At 63.7% G+C, this 18,598-nt stretch carries 18 protein-coding genes and 1 tRNA gene; 10 read left to right on the top strand and 9 right to left on the bottom strand.

The window, feature by feature from the left end:
* The first annotated feature begins 116 nt into the window (after window positions 1-116).
* From BVU17_10635 to BVU17_10620, 4 genes are read left to right on the top strand one after another with little or no spacing between them, the layout of a single operon-like run.
* On the top strand, window positions 117-419 hold the full coding sequence (locus BVU17_10635; protein ID AUG47951.1) for a hypothetical protein: 303 nt from the start codon (window positions 117-119) through the stop codon (window positions 417-419).
* Window positions 420-440: 21 nt separating this feature from the next.
* A complete protein-coding gene (locus BVU17_10630) occupies window positions 441-4,028 on the top strand; it encodes a chromosome segregation protein SMC (GenBank protein ID AUG47950.1) in 3,588 nt (1,195 codons plus the stop codon).
* A complete protein-coding gene (locus BVU17_10625) occupies window positions 4,021-5,100 on the top strand; it encodes a segregation/condensation protein A (protein AUG47949.1) in 1,080 nt (359 codons plus the stop codon). The genes BVU17_10630 and BVU17_10625 overlap by 8 nt, the downstream gene beginning before the upstream one ends.
* A 53-nt stretch (window positions 5,101-5,153) precedes the next feature.
* The gene (locus tag BVU17_10620; GenBank protein ID AUG47948.1) at window positions 5,154-6,257 is read left to right on the top strand and encodes a hypothetical protein; all 1,104 of its coding nucleotides are present in this window, start codon (window positions 5,154-5,156) and stop codon (window positions 6,255-6,257) included.
* Window positions 6,258-6,271: 14 nt separating this feature from the next.
* Here BVU17_10620 and BVU17_10615 read toward each other — a convergent pair whose 3' ends face one another.
* Window positions 6,272-6,922: a hypothetical protein gene (locus BVU17_10615; protein AUG47947.1), complete on the bottom strand. Its 651-nt coding sequence runs from the start codon at window positions 6,920-6,922 to the stop codon at window positions 6,272-6,274.
* 48 nt (window positions 6,923-6,970) lie between these two features.
* On the bottom strand, window positions 6,971-7,207 hold the full coding sequence (locus tag BVU17_10610; protein ID AUG47946.1) for a hypothetical protein: 237 nt from the start codon (window positions 7,205-7,207) through the stop codon (window positions 6,971-6,973).
* Window positions 7,208-7,301: 94 nt separating this feature from the next.
* On the opposite strand from BVU17_10610, the gene BVU17_10605 reads away from it, so the two are divergent.
* Window positions 7,302-7,571: a hypothetical protein gene (locus BVU17_10605; GenBank protein ID AUG47945.1), complete on the top strand. Its 270-nt coding sequence runs from the start codon at window positions 7,302-7,304 to the stop codon at window positions 7,569-7,571.
* Window positions 7,572-7,781: 210 nt separating this feature from the next.
* Here the strand turns inward: BVU17_10605 and BVU17_10600 are convergent, their stop codons facing one another.
* From BVU17_10600 to BVU17_10585, 4 genes are all read right to left on the bottom strand, one after another.
* Window positions 7,782-8,732 carry a hypothetical protein gene (locus BVU17_10600; protein ID AUG47944.1) on the bottom strand — a complete coding sequence of 317 codons (951 nt, stop codon included), beginning with the start codon at window positions 8,730-8,732 and terminating at the stop codon, window positions 7,782-7,784.
* A gap of 234 nt (window positions 8,733-8,966) precedes the next feature.
* Window positions 8,967-9,212, bottom strand: coding sequence for a hypothetical protein (locus BVU17_10595; GenBank protein AUG47943.1), 246 nt, complete (start codon window positions 9,210-9,212; stop codon window positions 8,967-8,969).
* Window positions 9,213-9,428: 216 nt separating this feature from the next.
* On the bottom strand, window positions 9,429-9,839 hold the full coding sequence (locus BVU17_10590; protein AUG48893.1) for a hypothetical protein: 411 nt from the start codon (window positions 9,837-9,839) through the stop codon (window positions 9,429-9,431).
* 33 nt (window positions 9,840-9,872) lie between these two features.
* Window positions 9,873-10,310: a pyridoxamine 5'-phosphate oxidase gene (locus tag BVU17_10585; protein AUG47942.1), complete on the bottom strand. Its 438-nt coding sequence runs from the start codon at window positions 10,308-10,310 to the stop codon at window positions 9,873-9,875.
* A gap of 192 nt (window positions 10,311-10,502) precedes the next feature.
* On the opposite strand from BVU17_10585, the gene BVU17_10580 reads away from it, so the two are divergent.
* Window positions 10,503-11,093, top strand: coding sequence for a DNA-binding protein (locus BVU17_10580; GenBank protein ID AUG47941.1), 591 nt, complete (start codon window positions 10,503-10,505; stop codon window positions 11,091-11,093).
* A 193-nt stretch (window positions 11,094-11,286) separates the two neighbouring features.
* On the opposite strand, the gene BVU17_10575 is transcribed toward BVU17_10580, so the two are convergent.
* Window positions 11,287-11,430, bottom strand: a tRNA-Met gene (locus BVU17_10575).
* 146 nt (window positions 11,431-11,576) lie between these two features.
* Here BVU17_10575 and BVU17_10570 point away from each other — a divergent pair.
* Window positions 11,577-12,587 carry a hypothetical protein gene (locus tag BVU17_10570; protein ID AUG47940.1) on the top strand — a complete coding sequence of 337 codons (1,011 nt, stop codon included), beginning with the start codon at window positions 11,577-11,579 and terminating at the stop codon, window positions 12,585-12,587.
* A 181-nt stretch (window positions 12,588-12,768) separates the two neighbouring features.
* On the opposite strand, the gene BVU17_10565 is transcribed toward BVU17_10570, so the two are convergent.
* A complete protein-coding gene (locus tag BVU17_10565) occupies window positions 12,769-13,158 on the bottom strand; it encodes a hypothetical protein (GenBank protein AUG47939.1) in 390 nt (129 codons plus the stop codon).
* A 51-nt stretch (window positions 13,159-13,209) separates the two neighbouring features.
* Here BVU17_10565 and BVU17_10560 point away from each other — a divergent pair, with 51 nt between their 5' ends.
* Complete coding sequence (locus BVU17_10560) at window positions 13,210-13,869, top strand: hypothetical protein (GenBank protein ID AUG47938.1); 660 nt, start codon at window positions 13,210-13,212, stop codon at window positions 13,867-13,869.
* Here BVU17_10560 and BVU17_10555 read toward each other — a convergent pair.
* On the bottom strand, window positions 13,847-16,423 hold the full coding sequence (locus BVU17_10555; GenBank protein AUG47937.1) for a hybrid sensor histidine kinase/response regulator: 2,577 nt from the start codon (window positions 16,421-16,423) through the stop codon (window positions 13,847-13,849). The genes BVU17_10560 and BVU17_10555 overlap by 23 nt on opposite strands.
* Before the next feature lie 274 nt (window positions 16,424-16,697).
* Between BVU17_10555 and BVU17_10550 the strand changes: the two genes are divergently transcribed.
* Window positions 16,698-18,218, top strand: coding sequence for a sulfite oxidase (locus tag BVU17_10550; protein AUG47936.1), 1,521 nt, complete (start codon window positions 16,698-16,700; stop codon window positions 18,216-18,218).
* A gap of 43 nt (window positions 18,219-18,261) precedes the next feature.
* Window positions 18,262-18,552: a hypothetical protein gene (locus tag BVU17_10545; protein ID AUG47935.1), complete on the top strand. Its 291-nt coding sequence runs from the start codon at window positions 18,262-18,264 to the stop codon at window positions 18,550-18,552.
* Window positions 18,553-18,598 lie beyond the last annotated feature (46 nt).

Below are 18,598 nucleotides of genomic sequence, written 5' to 3'. Positions count from 1 at the left end.
CCGGGGTTCGGTGGCGCGTGGCTAAAGGCTAACGACCCTGTACAGGCGCGGACGTATCAACCGAACTGGTAATGTCTGACGTAGGTATAAGTGTCCAGAATGGCTGGGTATCGGGTATGTGCGGCAACCGAGTCGAGGAACTCGAAACGCGCGTCAGAGAACTGGAAGCGTCGGTCGAGGGACTGACCGACGAACTCGTCGAATGCAAGGTCCGCATCCGAGAACTCGAAGCCAGCGTCGACGAGGACAACGGATTCAGCGCCGACGCGTCCGACTCGGAAGAATCGGCCGCCACCCCAACCGAGGCCGACACACCTAACACTGCGGATACCGACGAGGGTGATAACAGGGAGGAAGCCGAAGCCGCGTCGGAGACCGAGGGCGAAGAGGACTCGGAGTCCGACATCATCGTCGCGTAGGGCTGTCGGCCACACCACCGTATGCATATCAAAGAGCTCGTCCTCGACAATTTCAAGAGCTTCGGGCGGAAGACCCGAATCCCGTTCTACGAAGATTTTACCACTATTAGCGGTCCGAACGGCTCGGGCAAGTCCAACATCATCGACGCCATCTTGTTCGCGCTCGGACTGGCTCGCACCTCGGGCATCCGCGCCGAGAAGCTCACCGACCTCATCTACAACCCCGGCCACGCCGACGAGGACGCCGAGTACGACGGCGAGCGCCAGGCCAGCGTCGAGGTCATCTTAGCGAACGACGACCGCACGCTCTCCCGCTCGCAGGTCGTCAACGCCGCCGGCACCGAAGACGTGGGCGACGTGGACGAGATCGCAATCAAACGCCGCGTCAAGGAGACCGAGGACAACTACTACTCCTACTACTACATCAACGGCCGCTCGGTCAACCTCTCGGACATTCAGGACCTGCTCGCGCAGGCGGGCGTGACGCCGGAGGGATACAACGTCGTCATGCAGGGCGACGTGACCGAGATCATCAACATGACGGCCGGCTCCCGTCGGGAAATTATCGACGAGATCGCCGGCGTCGCTCAGTTCGACGCAAAAAAGGCCGACGCCTTCGACGAACTGGAGGTCGTCCAGGAGCGCATCGACGAGGCCGAACTCCGCATCGAGGAGAAACAGGAGCGGCTGGACCAACTGGAAGACGAGCGCGAGACGGCGCTGCAGTACCAGGACCTCCGCGAGGAGAAAGAGGAGTACGAGGGCTACCGCAAGGCCGCCGAACTCGAAGACAAGCGCGAGGAACTGGCCGCCGTCGAGGAAACTATCGACGAGCTCGAAAGCGAACTCACCGAACTACAGACGGAACTCGACGAGCGTCAGGGTGCGGTCATCCGGCTGGAGGACGAACTCCACGAGCTCAATCAGGAAATCGAGCGCAAGGGCGAGGACGAACAGCTCGCCATCAAGCGGGACATCGAGGAGATAAAGGGCGACATCTCGCGGCTGGAGGACAAAATCGAATCCGCCGAGGAAACCGTCGAGGCCGCCGAAAACGAGCGCCGACAGGCGTTCGTCCAGATAGACCGCAAGCAGGAGACCATCGACGACCTCGAAAGCGACATCCGCGAGGCGAAAGTCGCCAAGTCAAACGTCAAGGCCGACATCGCCGAGAAGGAGTCCGAACTCGCCGAGGTTCAACAGCGCATCGACGAGGTCGGCGAGGAGTTCCAGGAGGTCAAGGACGAACTGGAGACAAAGCGCTCGCGACTGGAGACGCTCAAAAGCGAGAAAAACGACCTCCAGCGTGAGCAGGACCGCCTGCTCGATGAGGCCCGGCGGCGCTCGAACGCCGAGGACGAGAAGCGCGCGGCCATCGAGGAAGCGGAGGCCGAGATTCCCGACCTCGAAGCCGACATCGAGGACTTGCAGACGGAACTGGAGAAGGCAAAGCAGAACAAGGCGACCATCGGCGAAGTCGTCGATGACCTTCGGGCCGAGAAGCGGGAACTCCAGTCGGACTTGGACGAGCTGGAAGACGAAATCAGCGCGAAACAGCAGGAGTACGCCCAGCTAGAGGCGAAGGCCGGCGAAGACGGCGACTCCTCCTACGGCCGCGCGGTCACGGCGATTCTCAACGCCAGCCAGGACGGCGTCCACGGCACCGTCGGCCAACTCGGCGGGGTCGACCCCGAGTACGCCACGGCCTGTGAAACGGCGGCCGGCGGGCGGCTCGCTCACGTCGTCGTTGACGACGACAGCGTGGGCCAGCGCTGTATCGAGTACCTCAAGTCACGTAGTGCCGGCCGGGCGACGTTCCTCCCGATTACGCAGATGCAGAACCGCTCGCTGGGGTCGCTGCCCAGCGCCGACGGCGTCGTCGACTTCGCGTACAACCTCGTGGACTTTGACCCCGAGTACGCGGGCATCTTCTCGTACGTGCTCGGCGACACCGTCGTCGTCGACAGCATGGACACCGCCCGCGACCTGATGGGCGAGTACCGGATGGTCACGCTGGACGGCGACCTCGTCGAGAAGTCCGGCGCGATGACCGGCGGCTCCTCGTCGGGCACGCGCTACTCCTTCTCGGGCGGGGCGGGCAAGCTCGAACGCGTCGCCACGCGCATCAACGAACTCGAAGACGAGCGGGCCGACGTGCGCGAGGACCTCCGGGACGTGGAGGAGCGCCTCGACGACGCCCGCGACCGCGAGTCCGACGCGACCGAGCAGGTCCGGGACATCGAGACGAGCATCGAGCGCAAGGAGAGCGCCCTCGAAGACACCCGCGACCGCATCGACCAGCTGGAGGCCGACCTCGAAGAGATAGCCGCCGAGCGCGAGGACGTGGCCGACCAGATGGACGACCTGGAGGCCGACATCGAGGCAAAGACCGAGGAAATCGACGCGCTCCAGGCCGACATCGACGACCTGGAGGCCGAGGTCGAGGACTCGGAACTGCCGGACCTGACCGACCGCCGCGAGTCCATCGAGGCCGACATCGACGCGCTCGAAGACCGCCAGAGCGACCTCGACGCCGAACTCAACGAGTACCAACTGGAGAAACAGTACGCCGAGGAGGCCATCGAGGACCTTCACGACGACATCGAGGCCGCACAGAACCGGAAGGCCGAACACGAGGAGCGTATCGACGACCTCGAAGCGGAAGTCGCCGAGAAAGAGGAGCTGAAAGCCGAGAAGGAGCAGGCCGTCGCCGATTTGGAGGAGGAACTGTCGGAACTCAAGTCCGAACGCGAGGACCTGAAAGCCGACCTGCAGGAGGCCAAAGAGGCCCGCGACGAGCAACAGGCCGCGGTCTCGGAGATCGAGCGTGACCTCGAATCAGAGCAGGAAACGCAGGAGCGTCTGGAGTGGGAAATCGATGAACTCGAAGCGCAGGTCGGCGACTACGACCCCGAGGACGTGCCAGACCACGAGACCGTCGAGCGGGAAATCGACCGACTCGAAACGGAGATGGAGAAACTGGAGCCGGTCAACATGCGGGCTATCGAGGAGTACGACCGGGTCAACGACGACCTGCAGGAACTCGAAGACAAGAAGGCGACGCTGGTCGAGGAGGCCGACGGCATCCGCGACCGCATCGACACCTACGAGGCGCGCAAGAAGGAGACGTTCATGGAGTCGTTCACGGAGATCAACGACCAGTTCCAGAACATCTTCGAGCGGCTCTCGAACGGTACCGGCCACCTCCACCTCGAAGACGAGGACGACCCCTTCGAGGGCGGGCTGACGATGAAGGCCCAGCCGGGCGACAAGCCCATCCAGCGGCTGAACGCGATGTCCGGCGGCGAGAAGTCCCTGACCGCGCTGGCCTTTATTTTCGCCATCCAGCGGCACAACCCCGCGCCGTTCTACGCGCTTGACGAGGTCGACGCCTTCCTCGATGCGGCCAACGCCGACCTCGTGGGCGAACTGGTGGACGAACTCGCCGGGGACGCTCAGTTCGTCGTCGTCTCGCACCGCTCGGCCATGCTGGAGCGGTCCGAGCGGGCCATCGGCGTGATGATGCAGGGCGACAACGTGAGCGCCGTAACTGGCATCGACCTCTCTGGCGAGGGCGACGGCGACGAGGAGGTGCCCGCTGATGACTAGCGAGGGGAGCGAGCCGTCACGCGGCTCGGACTCGCGAGCGGGGAGCGACGCGACCCGCGAGACTGAGGAGCAGCGCGACGGAGACTCCTCGGGACAGTCGAGCGGGGAACGAAGTGACCCACGAGACGATGCCGATGACATCCCGCTCAACATCACCGGGCACGAGGACCGCGAGCCGCCAGGTGGCTCGGACGACGCGGCGGCGCTGCTGGGCGACTCCCCCGACCCAGACGACGAGACAACTGCACAGGACAGCCCCGAAAGCGACCGGACGACCGACGAGGACGAGGACGAAGACGTCGAACCCGTCGAGGTGCTGGTCCAGCTCGCCGACGACGGCGAAATCGACCCGTGGGACATTGACGTGGTGCGGGTCACCGACAAATTCCTCGACCGCATCGACGACGCGGACTTGCGCACGTCGGGGCGGGCGCTGTTCTACGCGAGCGTCCTGATTCGGATGAAAAGCGACGCGATGCTCGGCGAGGGACAGACTGAGGAGGAGCCGGCCGAGCCATGGGAGCAGGCGATGCACGAGGACGCTCCAATCGAACAGCCCGACCCCTTCGCCGCCCTCGAGTCGGAGATGGACCGCCGGCTCGAACGCCGCCGCGCCCGCGGGATGCCACAGACGCTCGACGAACTGGTCCGGGACCTCCGGGACGCCGAACGGGACTCCTGGTGGAAAGAATCTCGGGAGTACGACACCAGCGACTCCCCGAGCGGCTTCGACCGCGGGACCCAGGAACTGGACTACCGCGGGGCCGACGACATGCGACTGGACGAGGAGCCGTCGGCTGCTGACGTGACCGGGACGGCCCACGCCGAGAACATCGACGACATCATCGCCGACGTCCACGACGCCGTCCGCGAGCAGTACGACAAGGGCCGCGAGGAAGTGCTGTACCGCGAGGTCGACACCGCTGGCGGGACTCGCGTCGAGACGTTCCTCGGATTACTCTTTTTGGCTCACCGCGGACAGGTCCGACTCCAGCAAGACGACCTGTTCGGCGACCTCTGGATTCGGGACCCAAACGCCGCGACTGGGTCGGACGAGGCCATCGCGGACTGACGAGGCCGGGGCCAGCAAACAGGTTCAAACGGGTCGAACCCTAAACGGGAGTAATGGCGACCCAGTCCTCGCCGCCGGAGTTGCCGGACCCGGAAACGCTCGCAGACACCTTCCACGTCTACGAGGTCGACAGGACCGCAGAGGACGGTATCCGGTACTACGGCGAGCCGATGACCGAGTCAGAGCAGGTCATCCACCGCATCGCGCCGGCGTTCCGCCAGCGCGGGTATCGCGTCGCACTCAAGCGAGAGATGGGCGAGTGGGTATTGATCGCACAGGAGCGGTCGCTCGGCGTCGACGGTATCCCGTGGTTGAACGTCGGACTCGCCGTCCTGACGCTGCTGTCGACGCTGTACGCCGGGACTCGCTGGTACGGGCTGTCAGTTCTTGAAGACCCGACAGCGATGCTCGCGGCGTGGCCCTTCGCCGCGGCAGCGCTCGGTATCCTCGCGGTCCACGAGTTCGGGCACTACGTCATGAGCCGCTACCACGAGGTGGAGGCGAGCCTGCCGTACTTCCTGCCGTTCCCGAACGTCCTCGGGACGCTGGGGGCGGTCATCAGCATGAACGACCACATCCCCGACCGCAAGGCGCTGTTCGACATCGGCGTCGCCGGTCCGCTGGCGGGCTTGGCCGCCACGGTCGTCGTGACTGCTATCGGCGTGACACTCCCGCCGGTGGAGGTGACACGCGGCATCGTCACGAACATCGAACTCGGCTACCCGCTCTTACTCCAGGGCATCGCCGCGGCGATGGGCGAGCCGCTGGAGTACGCGAACCCGCAGCTCCTCCCGAACCCGGTCGTCATCGGCGGCTGGGTCGGCGCGTTCGTGACCTTCCTGAACCTCCTGCCGGTCGGACAGCTCGACGGCGCACACGTCGCCCGGTCGCTGTTCGGCGACCGCCTGTCGCTGGTCCAGCTGGCCGTCCCCGCCGCCCTGTTCGGGCTCGCGGCATACCTCGTCGTCTTCGAAGGAGGGCGGGCGGCCGGGCTGTGGGCGTTCTGGGGAATTCTGGCGCTGGTGTTCGGGCGGCTGGGCTCCGCGACGCCGCTGGACGAGACGCCGCTGGGACTGGGCCGCTGGGCTGTGGGCCTGCTTACGTTCGTCCTGGGGATGCTCTGTTTCGTCCCGGTGCCGCTGGTCATCACGATGTAGCGCCCGACCGGGACTCACAGCCCGTACGGGTCGTACTCGGGCCTGTTGTCGGCGTCGGCGGGAAGGTCGTACCGCTCCCGGAACTCGGCGAGTAGCTCGTCGGCCTCGGCGGTGAACAGCACGGCGACGCCGTAGGGGCGGGAGTACGAGTCGGCATCGGACGGGTCGGGGTCAATGAAGATAGCGTCTGTCGGCGGCTCGCCGATACCGGGGAGTTCGGTCAGCAGCGACTCCATCGGAACAAGACCGGTGAGCACACTCGGGACGAACGCGCCGCCGGGCAGCGGCGCGCGCGGCTGGACGAAACACTCCGCGACCTGCTCGCCGTTCTCTTCGAGCACGGTGCTCGCCGGGCGTTCGAGCCCGGGTTCCCAGAGCGCAGCCGCCACTGCCGGGATTTCGGCGTCGACGGCGAAATCCATCGCAACGCGGTCAAGCCGCTCGAACGAAAGCAGCGACCAGGCCTCATCCGAATCATCGGGGTCGCCGCCCAGTGTCGCCTCGACGAGATCGCCCGTCCGGAGGTCGTCGACCGCCGGTTGTCGCTCGCCGTAGCCGGACTGGTACACGGTGTAGAGTCGCGTTGCATCAGTGTCGAACAGATTGATATGTGGGACCGCGTTGACGACCCGGTAGACCCTGAACACGCCCGTGCGCTCGTCCATATTCCCCCGACGCGCTCCACCGTCAAGACTCCGCGGACTCGCCGCCGTTCAGTCGGTCGCCATCAGCCGGAGCCACTCGGTCAGGCAGTCGTCGCTACAGTGGTGGTGGCGCTGTCGGCCGCCGGTCGTGTCCACCACGCCAGTGACGAGGTGCCAGTCGTCGGCGTACACGTGGCCGCCACAGACCACGCAATCGCGCACTGTCTCGTCGTCCGTCTCTTTCCCGGCTGACACCGTCTCGACGTAGTAGGTCCCGCCGAGAGCGTAAGGCGTTGGCAACTTCATCGATGCAGTCTGGGGACCACACCCCCCTAAATGACGGGGCAAAACCGTCCGGTCCGTCACAACACGGAGGTAGCTTCGGGTCTAAGCGACAGACATGAGTCACTCCACAGATCTTCCAGATCCGGACCCAGAACAGCTCCGCCTGGCCATCGAGCGGCTGCTCGACGAGACGGTTGACCGCAACGAGCCACTTCACCTCTCGGCCGACGAGCTGTCTGTCTCTATTCCGATGCAGTTCGGCTCGGATGCCCCGCAGGCGACGTGGCGGTTCGACGGCGACGTGACAGTCTCAGTCGATGGTGTTCGGGGGCCGCTGAGAGAATGGGTCGATCTCGTCGACAGTCGGTCCGCGGACACAAAGTGAGAGCCAGCACAACGCGAAGAGCGCCCCCCAGAACATTGCATGCGGTGTGGGAGTGTCGCCTGTTCTTGTGAAATAGGCCACAGTTCTTACGGTCCCATCTCATTTCGGTGTAGTCCAATCGCCGAGTGGACACGGCGGGACGCCACCAACTGTGTCTGTCAACGGAATCTCCTGGTCCTTGCCGCCGTGTCCGCCCGCCCATCCCATCGTCTACCTGCTGTTGACCGTCCGCACCCCGTAGGTCGCTAGACACGCCACAAACGCGATGGTGCCGAGTTTCCCGCCGAACCCTGCGAGGTACGGCATCGTTCCGACGTAGAGGCCGCCGGCGAGCAGTCCGGCTCCGAAGGTTGCTCGCTCGCTCGGCAGCCGGTTGGGGCTCACCATCCCGACGAACGAGGCACAGAACGCTACAGCGGCGACCTGGCCGCCGACCGGTAACAGCGTCGGCGCGAGCAGACCGACGACCAACCCGACGACCGCCGATCCGACGACGGGGCCATGGTCGAGGCGGACGCTCACGACGAAGGTCAAGGCTGCGGCGACGCCAGCTACCGCGACGAGTGCGACCGCCGTCACCGGGTCCGGGAGCGCTGCTGGCTCGGCCGGGTTTGTGCCCGTCGTCAACGCGACCGTCCCGCATCCGACGAACGCCGTCGTGCCGAGTTTGCCGCCGAACCCGTCGAAGACGCGTTTGGCCGCGACGAAGGTGACGCCGGCCATGAGACCTGCGGCCGCGACCGCCAGGCGGCCCACAAAGACGCTGGGGGCGACCATCCCGACGAACGACCCGCAGTACACCGGAGCGCCGTACGTCGGCACGAACAGCCCGGCTATCAACCCGACCAGCGCCGAGGCGACGACCGGCCCCAGGCCGGCCTCGACCGCGAGCCAGCGCGTGACCGGCGCGGCGACCGCGACGGCGTGTAGATTCACGATATCGGTCTCTGTCACGACGAAGCCGCCGTCAGTCACGACACGTCTGGCCTCCCCGGCCGTCACGTAGCCGATACAGACCGCTGGCAGACAGGCGAGTGTGATGACCCAGGGCAGAGAGTGCGCGTGAACCAACTCTGCGACACCGCTCGCGGCCGCAACCGTAACCGTCGACGCCGCTACCGCGAGAGTACTCGCTCCGAAAAGATGCGCCGTCCGACGCATGCAACGAGGGTAAGGAATAGTGACGGAACCACACCGTCCCTGCATATACGGGCTGTACTCCGACCCCACACCTCGCTGGTGAGTATCCAGGGCATACTTGCAGAATATACCTACAGAGTGCCGAGAAGCTACATCGACGGACTATGAACGGGTTGGGGCCTCGCTTGGCTGTGAATATCAACGAATCGCCGAGACAGCGACCTCAGACGGGGCCCAACGACTCACCGAGGCTGCTCAGTCGCTCCCGCCGTGCGAGTGGCCGACGAGCAGCGAAACTGCGTTACAGACGACGAGTGCGACGAACGCTGTCCGCGTTGCTCCGGAGTGCAGTCCGGTGACCAGTAGCGGGAGATAGAGAAACGGGAGTGCAATCGCTGTCCAGAATGCGATACCTCGAACGGCGGAGACGAACGGCTCGTCGAACTCCGGAATGGACTCATCAAACTGGGCGAGTAACTCGTATGCGGACGAACTTGACATGTGGGAGGGACCTGTCCACGACTTCCACTGGAGATAGCTTATAACCTCTAGAGGTTTCCGCCCGTTTCGCTTCGTTTCACACACAGCGACACCCCAGCAGCTCATTTTACTACAGTCTGAGCGGCGCTTAGACGTTTTATCCGCGTTGCAGATGCTGTGTGATACGCAGTGGCACTTCCGCTTTCGGTGACAGCTCTGGATGGCGTATTCGACCGATTACGGTCCGAGTAGTGACACGGTTACGTCGTGGTCCGTATCCACTAGTGTCGTGCTATCGACGACGTGATCAGGCAGGGACTCACGCCACTCGGCGAGCCGTTGTTCGTGGTAGGTCCGATGGCGTTCCACCGAGTACGTCTCGTCGTCCGCGTCTCGAAGTTCGTCGGCGGTGTCGTCGGGCGTCGGATACGACGGTGCGTCCGTCGCCAGTAGTGAGTCGGGCTGGATGTGTATCGGCTCATCGTCGTCGCCGGGCTGGACGACGTGGAGACGCGCTCGCATCCGACCGCTGAACGGCGGTGTGACGCGCAACACGGTCTCTGATCCGTCCGCAGTCGCTTCAATGGCTGCGACGAGGTCAGTTGCGTTTATCGCAATTGATTTGATGTCTGTCGGATCTGTGTCCATGGCTGAGTCTGTGGGTTCCATTGGTTCAGGCTGTTACATTCGGTTGCTGTAGTCCCATGTGTGGAGGCGGTCGGGCGTGATAGTGATCTGTATCTCGCGGCGGTCAGGTGCAAGCAGTCGTTCGGCCAGCGGCGAGTCAGTGCCGCCGAGATACCGGTGTAACAAGTCAGTGAGAACGGTTTTATCATCGTCCGCTGTCATCGTCGCTGTCCCGTTACCCCTGACACCGCAGTACGGCGGCTCGTTCGTCGAAACCTCGAACGAGACGTCGTCGTCGTAGTCGAGGTAGTCGACGACTGCCGCGTCCGCGCCAGTCGCACACTCGAAGGTCCCGTCGACGAACCGGTACCACAGCGAGAGCATCCAGGGCCTGCCTGCTGGAGTTCGACACCCGAGGCGGAGTGGCACAGTCTCGGCGCTGAGAAACTGTGACATTTCCTCGCTCGTCCACGGTCCGGAGACGGTCACCATACACACAGCGTACGGTCGCCGCTATGTTAACATCTCTGGCATGAGTCACTGCATTGTGACAGTACAGTCGCATAAAATGGCAATAGAACAACTGCTGCATTCTCAGAATTGATAATATACTGGATAGCTTTATCTTGTTGTTCAGGAAAGTCTCGGTGAGAGCAGTACGTGAGTCGACAGGAGGGATAACAAGTGCAAATGCGTGGTGAGACGGAGGAAGCAACGGTACTCGTGGTCGACGATGAACAAGACATCGCAGATCTGTATTCGACGTGGCTGCTGACTGCACACGACGTTCAGACCGCACACAGCGGTACGGAAGCGCTCGAGTTAGTGGACGCGTCGGTCGATGTCGTTTTTCTGGACCGGCAGATGCCCGACATGAGCGGTGACGAAGTGCTCGACGCTATCGCACAGCAGGGCATCGACCCGGCAGTGGTGATGGTGACAGCCGTCGACCCGGATTTCGACATCGTCGAGATGCCCTTCGACGAGTACCTGACCAAGCCGGTCGGTCGTGATGACCTCCTCGACACTGTCTCGGAGATGCTCGTCCGAACCACGTACGATGAGCAGGTCCAGGAGTACTTCGCCGTGGCTTCAAAGAAGGCAACGCTAGAAACGCAAAAGAACACGCCGCAACTCGAAGCGAGCGACGAATACCAGAGCGTCAACGAGCAGTTCCACGAACTCCGTGACAGAGTCGACGCCACGGCTGCAGAGATTGACGATTTCGAGTCTGTTTTCCAGCAGTTCCCCGGCAGCGGTCTCTCGTCTGGGTGACCGCTGCCGATTCTTGCTCAGTGAAATCGCTCCACCCTCCGGAACTGCCATGACGAACGTAACGGCGTTTGAGAGCCACTCACCGCTGCGGCGACCTGCTCGCTCGGAACACCATTCTTTCAACCGACACAACGCCATCTGTCCGGCTCCGTGACAGAGAGCTGGTCGCTATTGACCGATGTGATCTGGAAAATGCCCGGGGAGGGCTCCGAACCCTCGATCTCCGCATGGCCCAGGTCTGGGGCGTGACGAGCGCCCCGGGGTCATGACGGGTTGCACTGCCGCATGAGTCGAGAGACCCTATGAGTGCGGCGCTATGTCCAGCTAAGCCACCCGGGCGCGGGTGCATTCAGCCGTTGGCCGTTAGCCGTCTTGAAGGTTCTCATCTCCACCGGGACTGTGGCACAGTCCCACGCTGCGTGGGCGCATCGTCGCTGATACTCGACCCGCGGATTTAAGCCATCACGCAGGTATGCAGCCAGTATGGAGATACCAGACCTCGTCCAGCAGGAACTCGGGGACGAGGAGATCCGGGGCGGTGTCAACCTCGGCGACGAAGACGCGGCCTGTTTCACACCGACCCGGACGCTCGTCTACCGCGGTGAGGGTCTTCTCAGCGACGAGAAGGTCGCCAGCTATCCACACGACTTCGAACGGCTCACGGTTTCGGCCGGTCGGCGAAAGACCAAGTTCTCGCTCATCTACACTGGTGAGAAGCTTGAGCTGTCCGTTCCCGGCAACCGCAGCGACGCCGTCCTCGAACGGCTACTCGAAGGTAAGCTCGCCGTCTCGGGTGGTATTGCCCCGGACGAGAGTCTCGCCGGCGTGTTCCGGTTCAGCGAACTCACGCTGGTGGTTACCGACCGCCAGTTGCTCAAGCACATCGGTAACGTCACCTGGGATGCCGACTACGAAGCGTTCTCCTTCGACGACGTGACCGGCCTTGAGTTCGAAGAGGGCAGCGTCGCTACGGCGGTCGTGCTCTCGTTTAACGAGCGACCGGAGCGCATCAAGGCTCCGTCCGAGCAAGCACCGATGGTCCGGAAAACGCTCGAAGAGGCCCTCTTCGCGTACCACGACGTCGACTCGCTTGCCGACCTCAACACCAAAGTCGGGGCCGACCCAGACGAGAGTGCAGACGAAGGTGGCAACGGGCTCGGCCTGGAATCCGGCATCGACCCCCTTGTGAGCAATGACGAGGAGGGCAGTGATGAGTCCGAGACTGCATCTGCGAGCACCAGCACGCAGGCCGCGACCCAATCGACCAGTGAGCAGGGAACTACCGCCGAAGCCACGACCGAGACACGATCCACTGGCACAGCAGGCATAGACACCGACTCGGTCGAGCCGGACACCGCTGCAGACCCCGACATCGCTGAACTCGAAGCACAGGTCGCCGAACTGACCGCTGCTGTCGAGGCCCAGAACGAACAGCTCCAAAAGCAAGAGCGTACAATCAAACAGCTCATCAAGGAACTCCGGCAAGGCCGCTGAGTCGTCTGTTTTGACTGAAGCCGTACTTTTGGGGCCGTCTGGCTAATGAGGTCGTGGGTGCGGCCACGACCTCGCTACTTGCAGGTCGTACTGTCCCCTGCGGTCGCGCTCCTTTGCTCGCGGGTCGTTCCTCCCCGCTCGCCTGACCGACGCCGTGGCCTCTGTCGCGGCCACGGCTCCGCTACTCCCGCCCTAACACTTTCCGAATACACGTCGACCCGAACGGGCCCAGTTCGCCACCGTCGAACTGGACGAAGTGACCCGTGTTGATAGCTGCACCACAGCGCTGACACGAGAACTCTCCTTCCCGGACGACCACGTCACTGTCGAAGTTCACGTACGACCCCTGTGACCGTGGGCGGACGACACCGTTCTCGCGTTCGATGAGGCCCCGCATCACGGCGGTATCGAGTATCTCGCGCTGGACCTGTGGGTTGGTCGTCACCGTCTCGATACGGTCGAGGGCGTCAGCGACGGACAGCTCACCGTGTTCCAGATGGGCGAGCAGTTCGACGCCGAGTTCGACCGGGTCTCGCGTCTCGGACACAACCACCGATTCAACCCCGAACAACGTAAAAGATACCACAAAGCGTTTGTCGATTGCTGCCGCTCAATTGGGTAGATGGACCGCCTCGCGAAGCGACAGCTGGTCGGGACTGCTGGGCTGGTGGGAGTCGTCGCCATTGCGACGACGCTGCTCACGCCCGAGCGGGTGGTAGCTCAGATGCTGCACCTGGCCGACCACCCTGTCTACCTCGCGGGCGTCATCGTCGGCCTGTATCTCATCCGCCCGTTCTTTGCGTGGCCCACGATGCCGCTGTCCGCGTTCGTCGGGTTCGTCCTCGGCGTCAAGTACGGCTTCCCGGTCGCGCTGATGGGGGCACTCGTCACGTGCCTCATTCCCTACCGGTTCGCGCTCCGGGCTGGTGAACAGGGCGGGATGTTCGGCTGGCTGGGCGACTCCGGCCGCCGGATCATCGAGGTAACCGGCGAGATGCGGGGCGTCCTCGCAGCGCGGCTCTCACCGGTTCCCGCGGACCCCGTGTCCTATGGGGCCGGATTCGCCCGCGTCTCGCCGCGTTCGTTCGCTGTCGGGACCTTTCTCGGAGAGATTCCGTGGGTTGCCGTCGAGGTCACTGCGGGCGCGTCGCTGCGGTCGTTGACGCTCACCGGCCTCACTATCGACGCGCTCCCGCACGTCCTGCTGTTTTCGGCGGCGCTGGCCGTGTTGGTGCTTGCGGGACCGGCCTATCGCCACGTCAACGCTCCGAACTCGTCGTGAACTCGAACCGCGCGCCACCGCTTTCGCTCTCTGTCACCGACACCGACCAGCCGTGAGCCTGCACAACCTCGGTGACGATTGCCAGCCCGAAGCCGGTCCCCGTGTCGCTCGTGGTGTAGCCGCGGCCGAACACGTCCTGTCGCTCCTCCGGCGGGATTCCGGCTCCGTCGTCGGCGACGTAGAAACCGTTGTCTGTCGTCCCGACGGAGACCGTTATCGGTGCGGCATCATCCGTCGAGGCCCCGTGTTCCACGCCGCCGTCGGTCCCTGACCGACTGCTCGTGGACCCATGTTCCACACTGTTTCGGAACAGATTCTCGAACACCGTCCGGAGCCGTGCCGCGTCGGCCTCAACCGTCGCCGTTCCGTGCTCTTCCAGCCTGGCTTCGCCTGTTTCGACATCGGCCCAGGCCTGCCCAGCGAGAGCGGTGAGATCCACCATCGCCGTCTCACCGACCGTCTCGCCCTGTCTGGCGAGGGTCAGCAGGTCGTTGATGAGGTCGTCCATCCGGTCGGCCGCGGACTCCGCCGCATCGAGGTGTGATACGTCGCCCGACGTCCGAGCGGCCGATATCCGCCCTTTGACCACGTTCAGCGGGTTCCGGAGGTCGTGGCTCACGACGGAGGCGAACTCCGCGAGTTGTCGCTCTCTCTCTTTCCGGTCGCTGATGTCGCGGATGACGCCCGCCGTGCCGTTGAACTCTCCATCGGCTGCCGGAAGTAACGCGATGTGGATCTCGATAGGGGTGTGTTCCCCGTTCTGGTCGACGATATCGGTTTCGAAGGTCACGTTCTGCCGGGTCGGCTCGGATAGCATGGTCCGGATGAGGTCGCTACCGCGGTCGATGTCATCACCAGCCATAATCGTGGAGATGTGTTCACCGATGAGGGTATCCGGCTCGAAGCCCGTCAGTCGCTCTATCGCCTCGTTCGCGTAGGTGAACACGCCCTCGTCGTCGAGGGTGTACACCGGGTCGCCGACGGCCTCGATAATCGTCTCGTAGCGTTCGAGTTCCCGCTTGCGCTGCTTTCGATCCGTTATTTCACGCATCACACCGACCGAGCCGTCGAAGGTTCCATCCTCGTCGAACAGTGGGGCGATCCTGTCTTCGTTGATCCGAACCGTCCCGTCAGCCGATATCGTCCGCATCTCGTAGGACGCCCACGTTCGCTCGTCGTCGAGCAGGTCACGAATGAGGTCTGCCGCTTCCTCGACGTCCGCGTCGGGCATGAACCGGGCCGGATTCGAGCCGATGATTTCCGAGCGGTCGTACCCCAGATGAACGGCCATCGCCTCGTTCACCATCTCTATGGTCCCGTCCCTATCGAGGACGTACATCGGGTCTCCGACGTTTTCAACTAGCGTGCGATACTCTCTGAGTGCCCGCTCTCGACGCTTCCGCTCGGTGATATCCCGGCCGATTCCAGCAATCCCGAACGGGTCACCGCGCTCGTCCTCGATGAGCGAGCCCTTGAACTCATACTGGAGTTGCTCGCCGTCAGCCGTCTCAACACCTGCCTCGATGGTTCCGTACCCGGTCTCCAGCGTCTCCTCGAATATCCGCCACAGTTTGTCGTGGTCAGAGTCCACAATGAGCTCGTCAATTCCTATCGACGCTAATTTCTCGTTGGTGTACCCGGTCACCGACGGGACGGTGTCGTTCCATCGGACCAGGCTCCCGTCGGTAGCGACCACGTAGAACATATCGTCGATAGAGTCGATGAGCTTCTCGGTAAATGCCCGCTGATCCGCGAGTTCCCGTTCGCGCTCCTCGCGTGCGGTCACGTCGGTGATGAATCCTTCGAGGATTTCGACGCCGTCGTCGTCAGTGTCGACGACACGCCCGCGTTCCCACATCCAGCGAGTCTCACCGTCGGCCGTCTCAATCTGGTAGGAGACTTCGAACGGTTCGTCGGCGGCGATACAGGTCTGGACTGTCTCCCAGAGACGCTCTGTCTCGGAATCCTCTATGAGCGTGCCCCAAGAAACGTCGCCACTCTCGAGCGCCGCCGAACTGTAGCCGACGAGTTCCGCTGCACCGTCGCTGACGAACTCCATTGGCCAATCGGGTTCGTTCCGCGCGCGATACACCATTCCCGGAAGGTTCGAGATGAGCGTCGACAGCATCCGCTCAGACTCTTCGAGCGCGGTCTTGGCCCGTCGTTCCCCCACAGCCCGCTCGATACGGTTCGCGAGCACGGCGTACTGGTCCGTTCCGACTCCCTTCTGCAGGTATTCGGTGACGCCGGCAGAGATCGCGTCACTCGCGATTTCCTCGCTTCCCTTGCCAGTAAAGAGGATAAACGGGAGTTCCTCGTACTCCTCGCGAACGACTCTCAGAAACTCGAGTCCGTCCATGCCCGGCATGTCGTGGTCGCTGACGACACAGTCGAACGCGTGTTCAGACAGTCGCGCTAACCCGTCGGCCGCACTTCGTTCGGTACAGACAGAGATGTCGCCGTGCGTTTGCTCCAGATGGACCGCAACGAGGTCACCGAGGTCGGGGTCGTCGTCGACGTGCAGCACCGAAATCTCCTCCCCGTGACCACTCATACCACTCTTTTCATTGTTCCAAGCTAATAAACCCGTGAGCGTCTCGTCAGTAGAACGTGTCGGCGCAGTCGTACACGACCCCGTGTTCCGGACAGACGTACTTGCAGTGTCGGTGGTACATCGCCCGTTCACAGAGCGGGCAGGGCCGACCGCCGGGCTGCTCGTCCATGATTCCGTAGACCAACCCCGCTCGCTTGTGTCTTCCGGAGTTTCGGAACGGAATCTGGGTGAAATTGGAACAATCTCTTTTGCCGGGTAGACCGTCAGTGCAGCCATGACTGACGACCTTCTCGACTCTCCCGGCGGGCGGCTGCTGGTCAGTGTCGTTGCAGCCGTCGCGGGCCTGGCCGGCTCCTACGCGGTCACTGGCTACGCACCTGCGTTCATCGCCTCGCCTATCGAACGGACGCTCGCACGGTCGATGCCCGGCATCATCGTCTCGACCGCCATCTCGTCGCTTGGCAGTCTCGGCCAACAGTTGAATCTCCTGTTCGCCATCGCGCTCGCTGGGCTGTTCATCGCACTGGCGGCCAGGGCAGCCATCCTCATCGGGCAACTGGCGAATAACCGCGCCCTCCCTGTTGTCGGAACGGCTGTCGTCACCTGGGTTGTCAGCGTCGTTCTCACCGGCGAAGTCGTCCTTGCCGCTGGCCCGGCGGTCCCCGCCGCCGCCGTCGTCGGCCTTGCGCAGCTCCTTGACGGACTCAGTGGCTCGGTGTCGCCGATATCCTCGAAACGACGGCGGGCGCTCTCGACGGTCGGTGCGGCTGTCGCCGCGGCAACGGTCGGCTACACGGCTGGTAACCGGCGTTCGGTCGCCGCGACGGGTGACGACGCGCCCGTACTGAATGCGCCGGGGGCAGACCTCGACGATGTCGACGAGAAGCTCGCCGTCGCCGCGGAGTCCTCGCTTGGCTTTGGCGACATAGACCCGCTGGTCAGCGAGAACTTCTACGAGGTCGATATCAACTCCATCGACCCGCAGATCTCGGCCGCGGACTGGTCGCTCTCTATCACTGGTGCCGTCGAAGAGGAGATCACGCTCGACTACGGGGACATCCTGGAGATGGACGCCGAAAACCGGTTCATCACGCTCCGCTGTGTCGGCGAGAGTCTGAACGGCTACAAGATAGACAACGCGCTATGGACCGGCGTTCCCGTCGACAGCCTGCTCGAAGAAGCCGGCGTCCAGAGCGGCTGTGAGTGTGTGATGCTCCGGGCCGAAGACGACTACTACGAGGAGTTCCCCATCGACGCGCTCCGGGGCGGGATGCTCGCCTACGGAATGAACGGGAAGATACTCCCGCGCGGCCACGGCTACCCCGTCCGGGCGCTGGTCCCCGGCCACTGGGGCGAGGTCAACGTCAAGTGGCTCTCGGAGATCGAAATTCTCGACGAGGAGGCCGACGGCTACTGGGAGAAACGCGGCTGGCAGGGGACCGGGCCGGTGAATCCGGTCGCCAAACTCCACCACGAATCGATGCTTTCCGACGGCCGGCGGCGGATCGGCGGCCCCGCCTACGCCGGCCTGCGCGGCGTCCAGCGCGTCGAGGTCTCCACCGACGGCGGCGAGACGTGGGCGGACGCAACGCTCTCGGACCAACTGCCGGCCGCCAGCGGCGACGGCCCCGCCGAGGACGCATGGCGACAGTGGGAACATACCTATGACCCGCCGTCCGGCGGCCACACCGTCGTCGTCCGGATGGTCGACCAACGCGGCGAGGTACAGCCCGAGGAGGAGACTGACTCCTATCCCAGCGGTGCCTCGGGCTGGGTGTCGAAGCAGTACTCGTAATGCAAAGCGAGCGGCACATACCGCTGTAGTCGCTATCGTGTGTATGGACGAGACGATTGCCGGCGAGGTCATTCACGTCGTCCCGCCGGCCGATCACGAGGACTACGACTTCGAACCTGAGATGGCGTCGCTCGCCGAATCGCGCTACGTTATCGTCTGCCGGAAGGGTGGGACGCCGTCGTGGCTCGAACGGATTGCAGCCTTTCTTCGCCGCCAGCCCATCGAACCAGTCACGCTCGTCGCAGATTCGGCGGCTGAGGAAGGGACAGAAATCACCGCAGCCGTCGAGGAAACGACGATTACCGGCGTGTACGACGTGACCGAGTTCCGGTAGCCGGTCCTCGGCGAGTCAGCGAACGTGAAAAGAACGGGCTTCAAGC

The sequence above is a fragment of the Haloarcula taiwanensis genome (assembly GCA_002844335.1).
Classification (GTDB): domain Archaea; phylum Halobacteriota; class Halobacteria; order Halobacteriales; family Haloarculaceae; genus Haloarcula; species Haloarcula taiwanensis.
The sequence above is the reverse complement of the archived record's forward strand: the minus strand, read 5'-3'. Positions and strand labels throughout refer to the sequence as shown.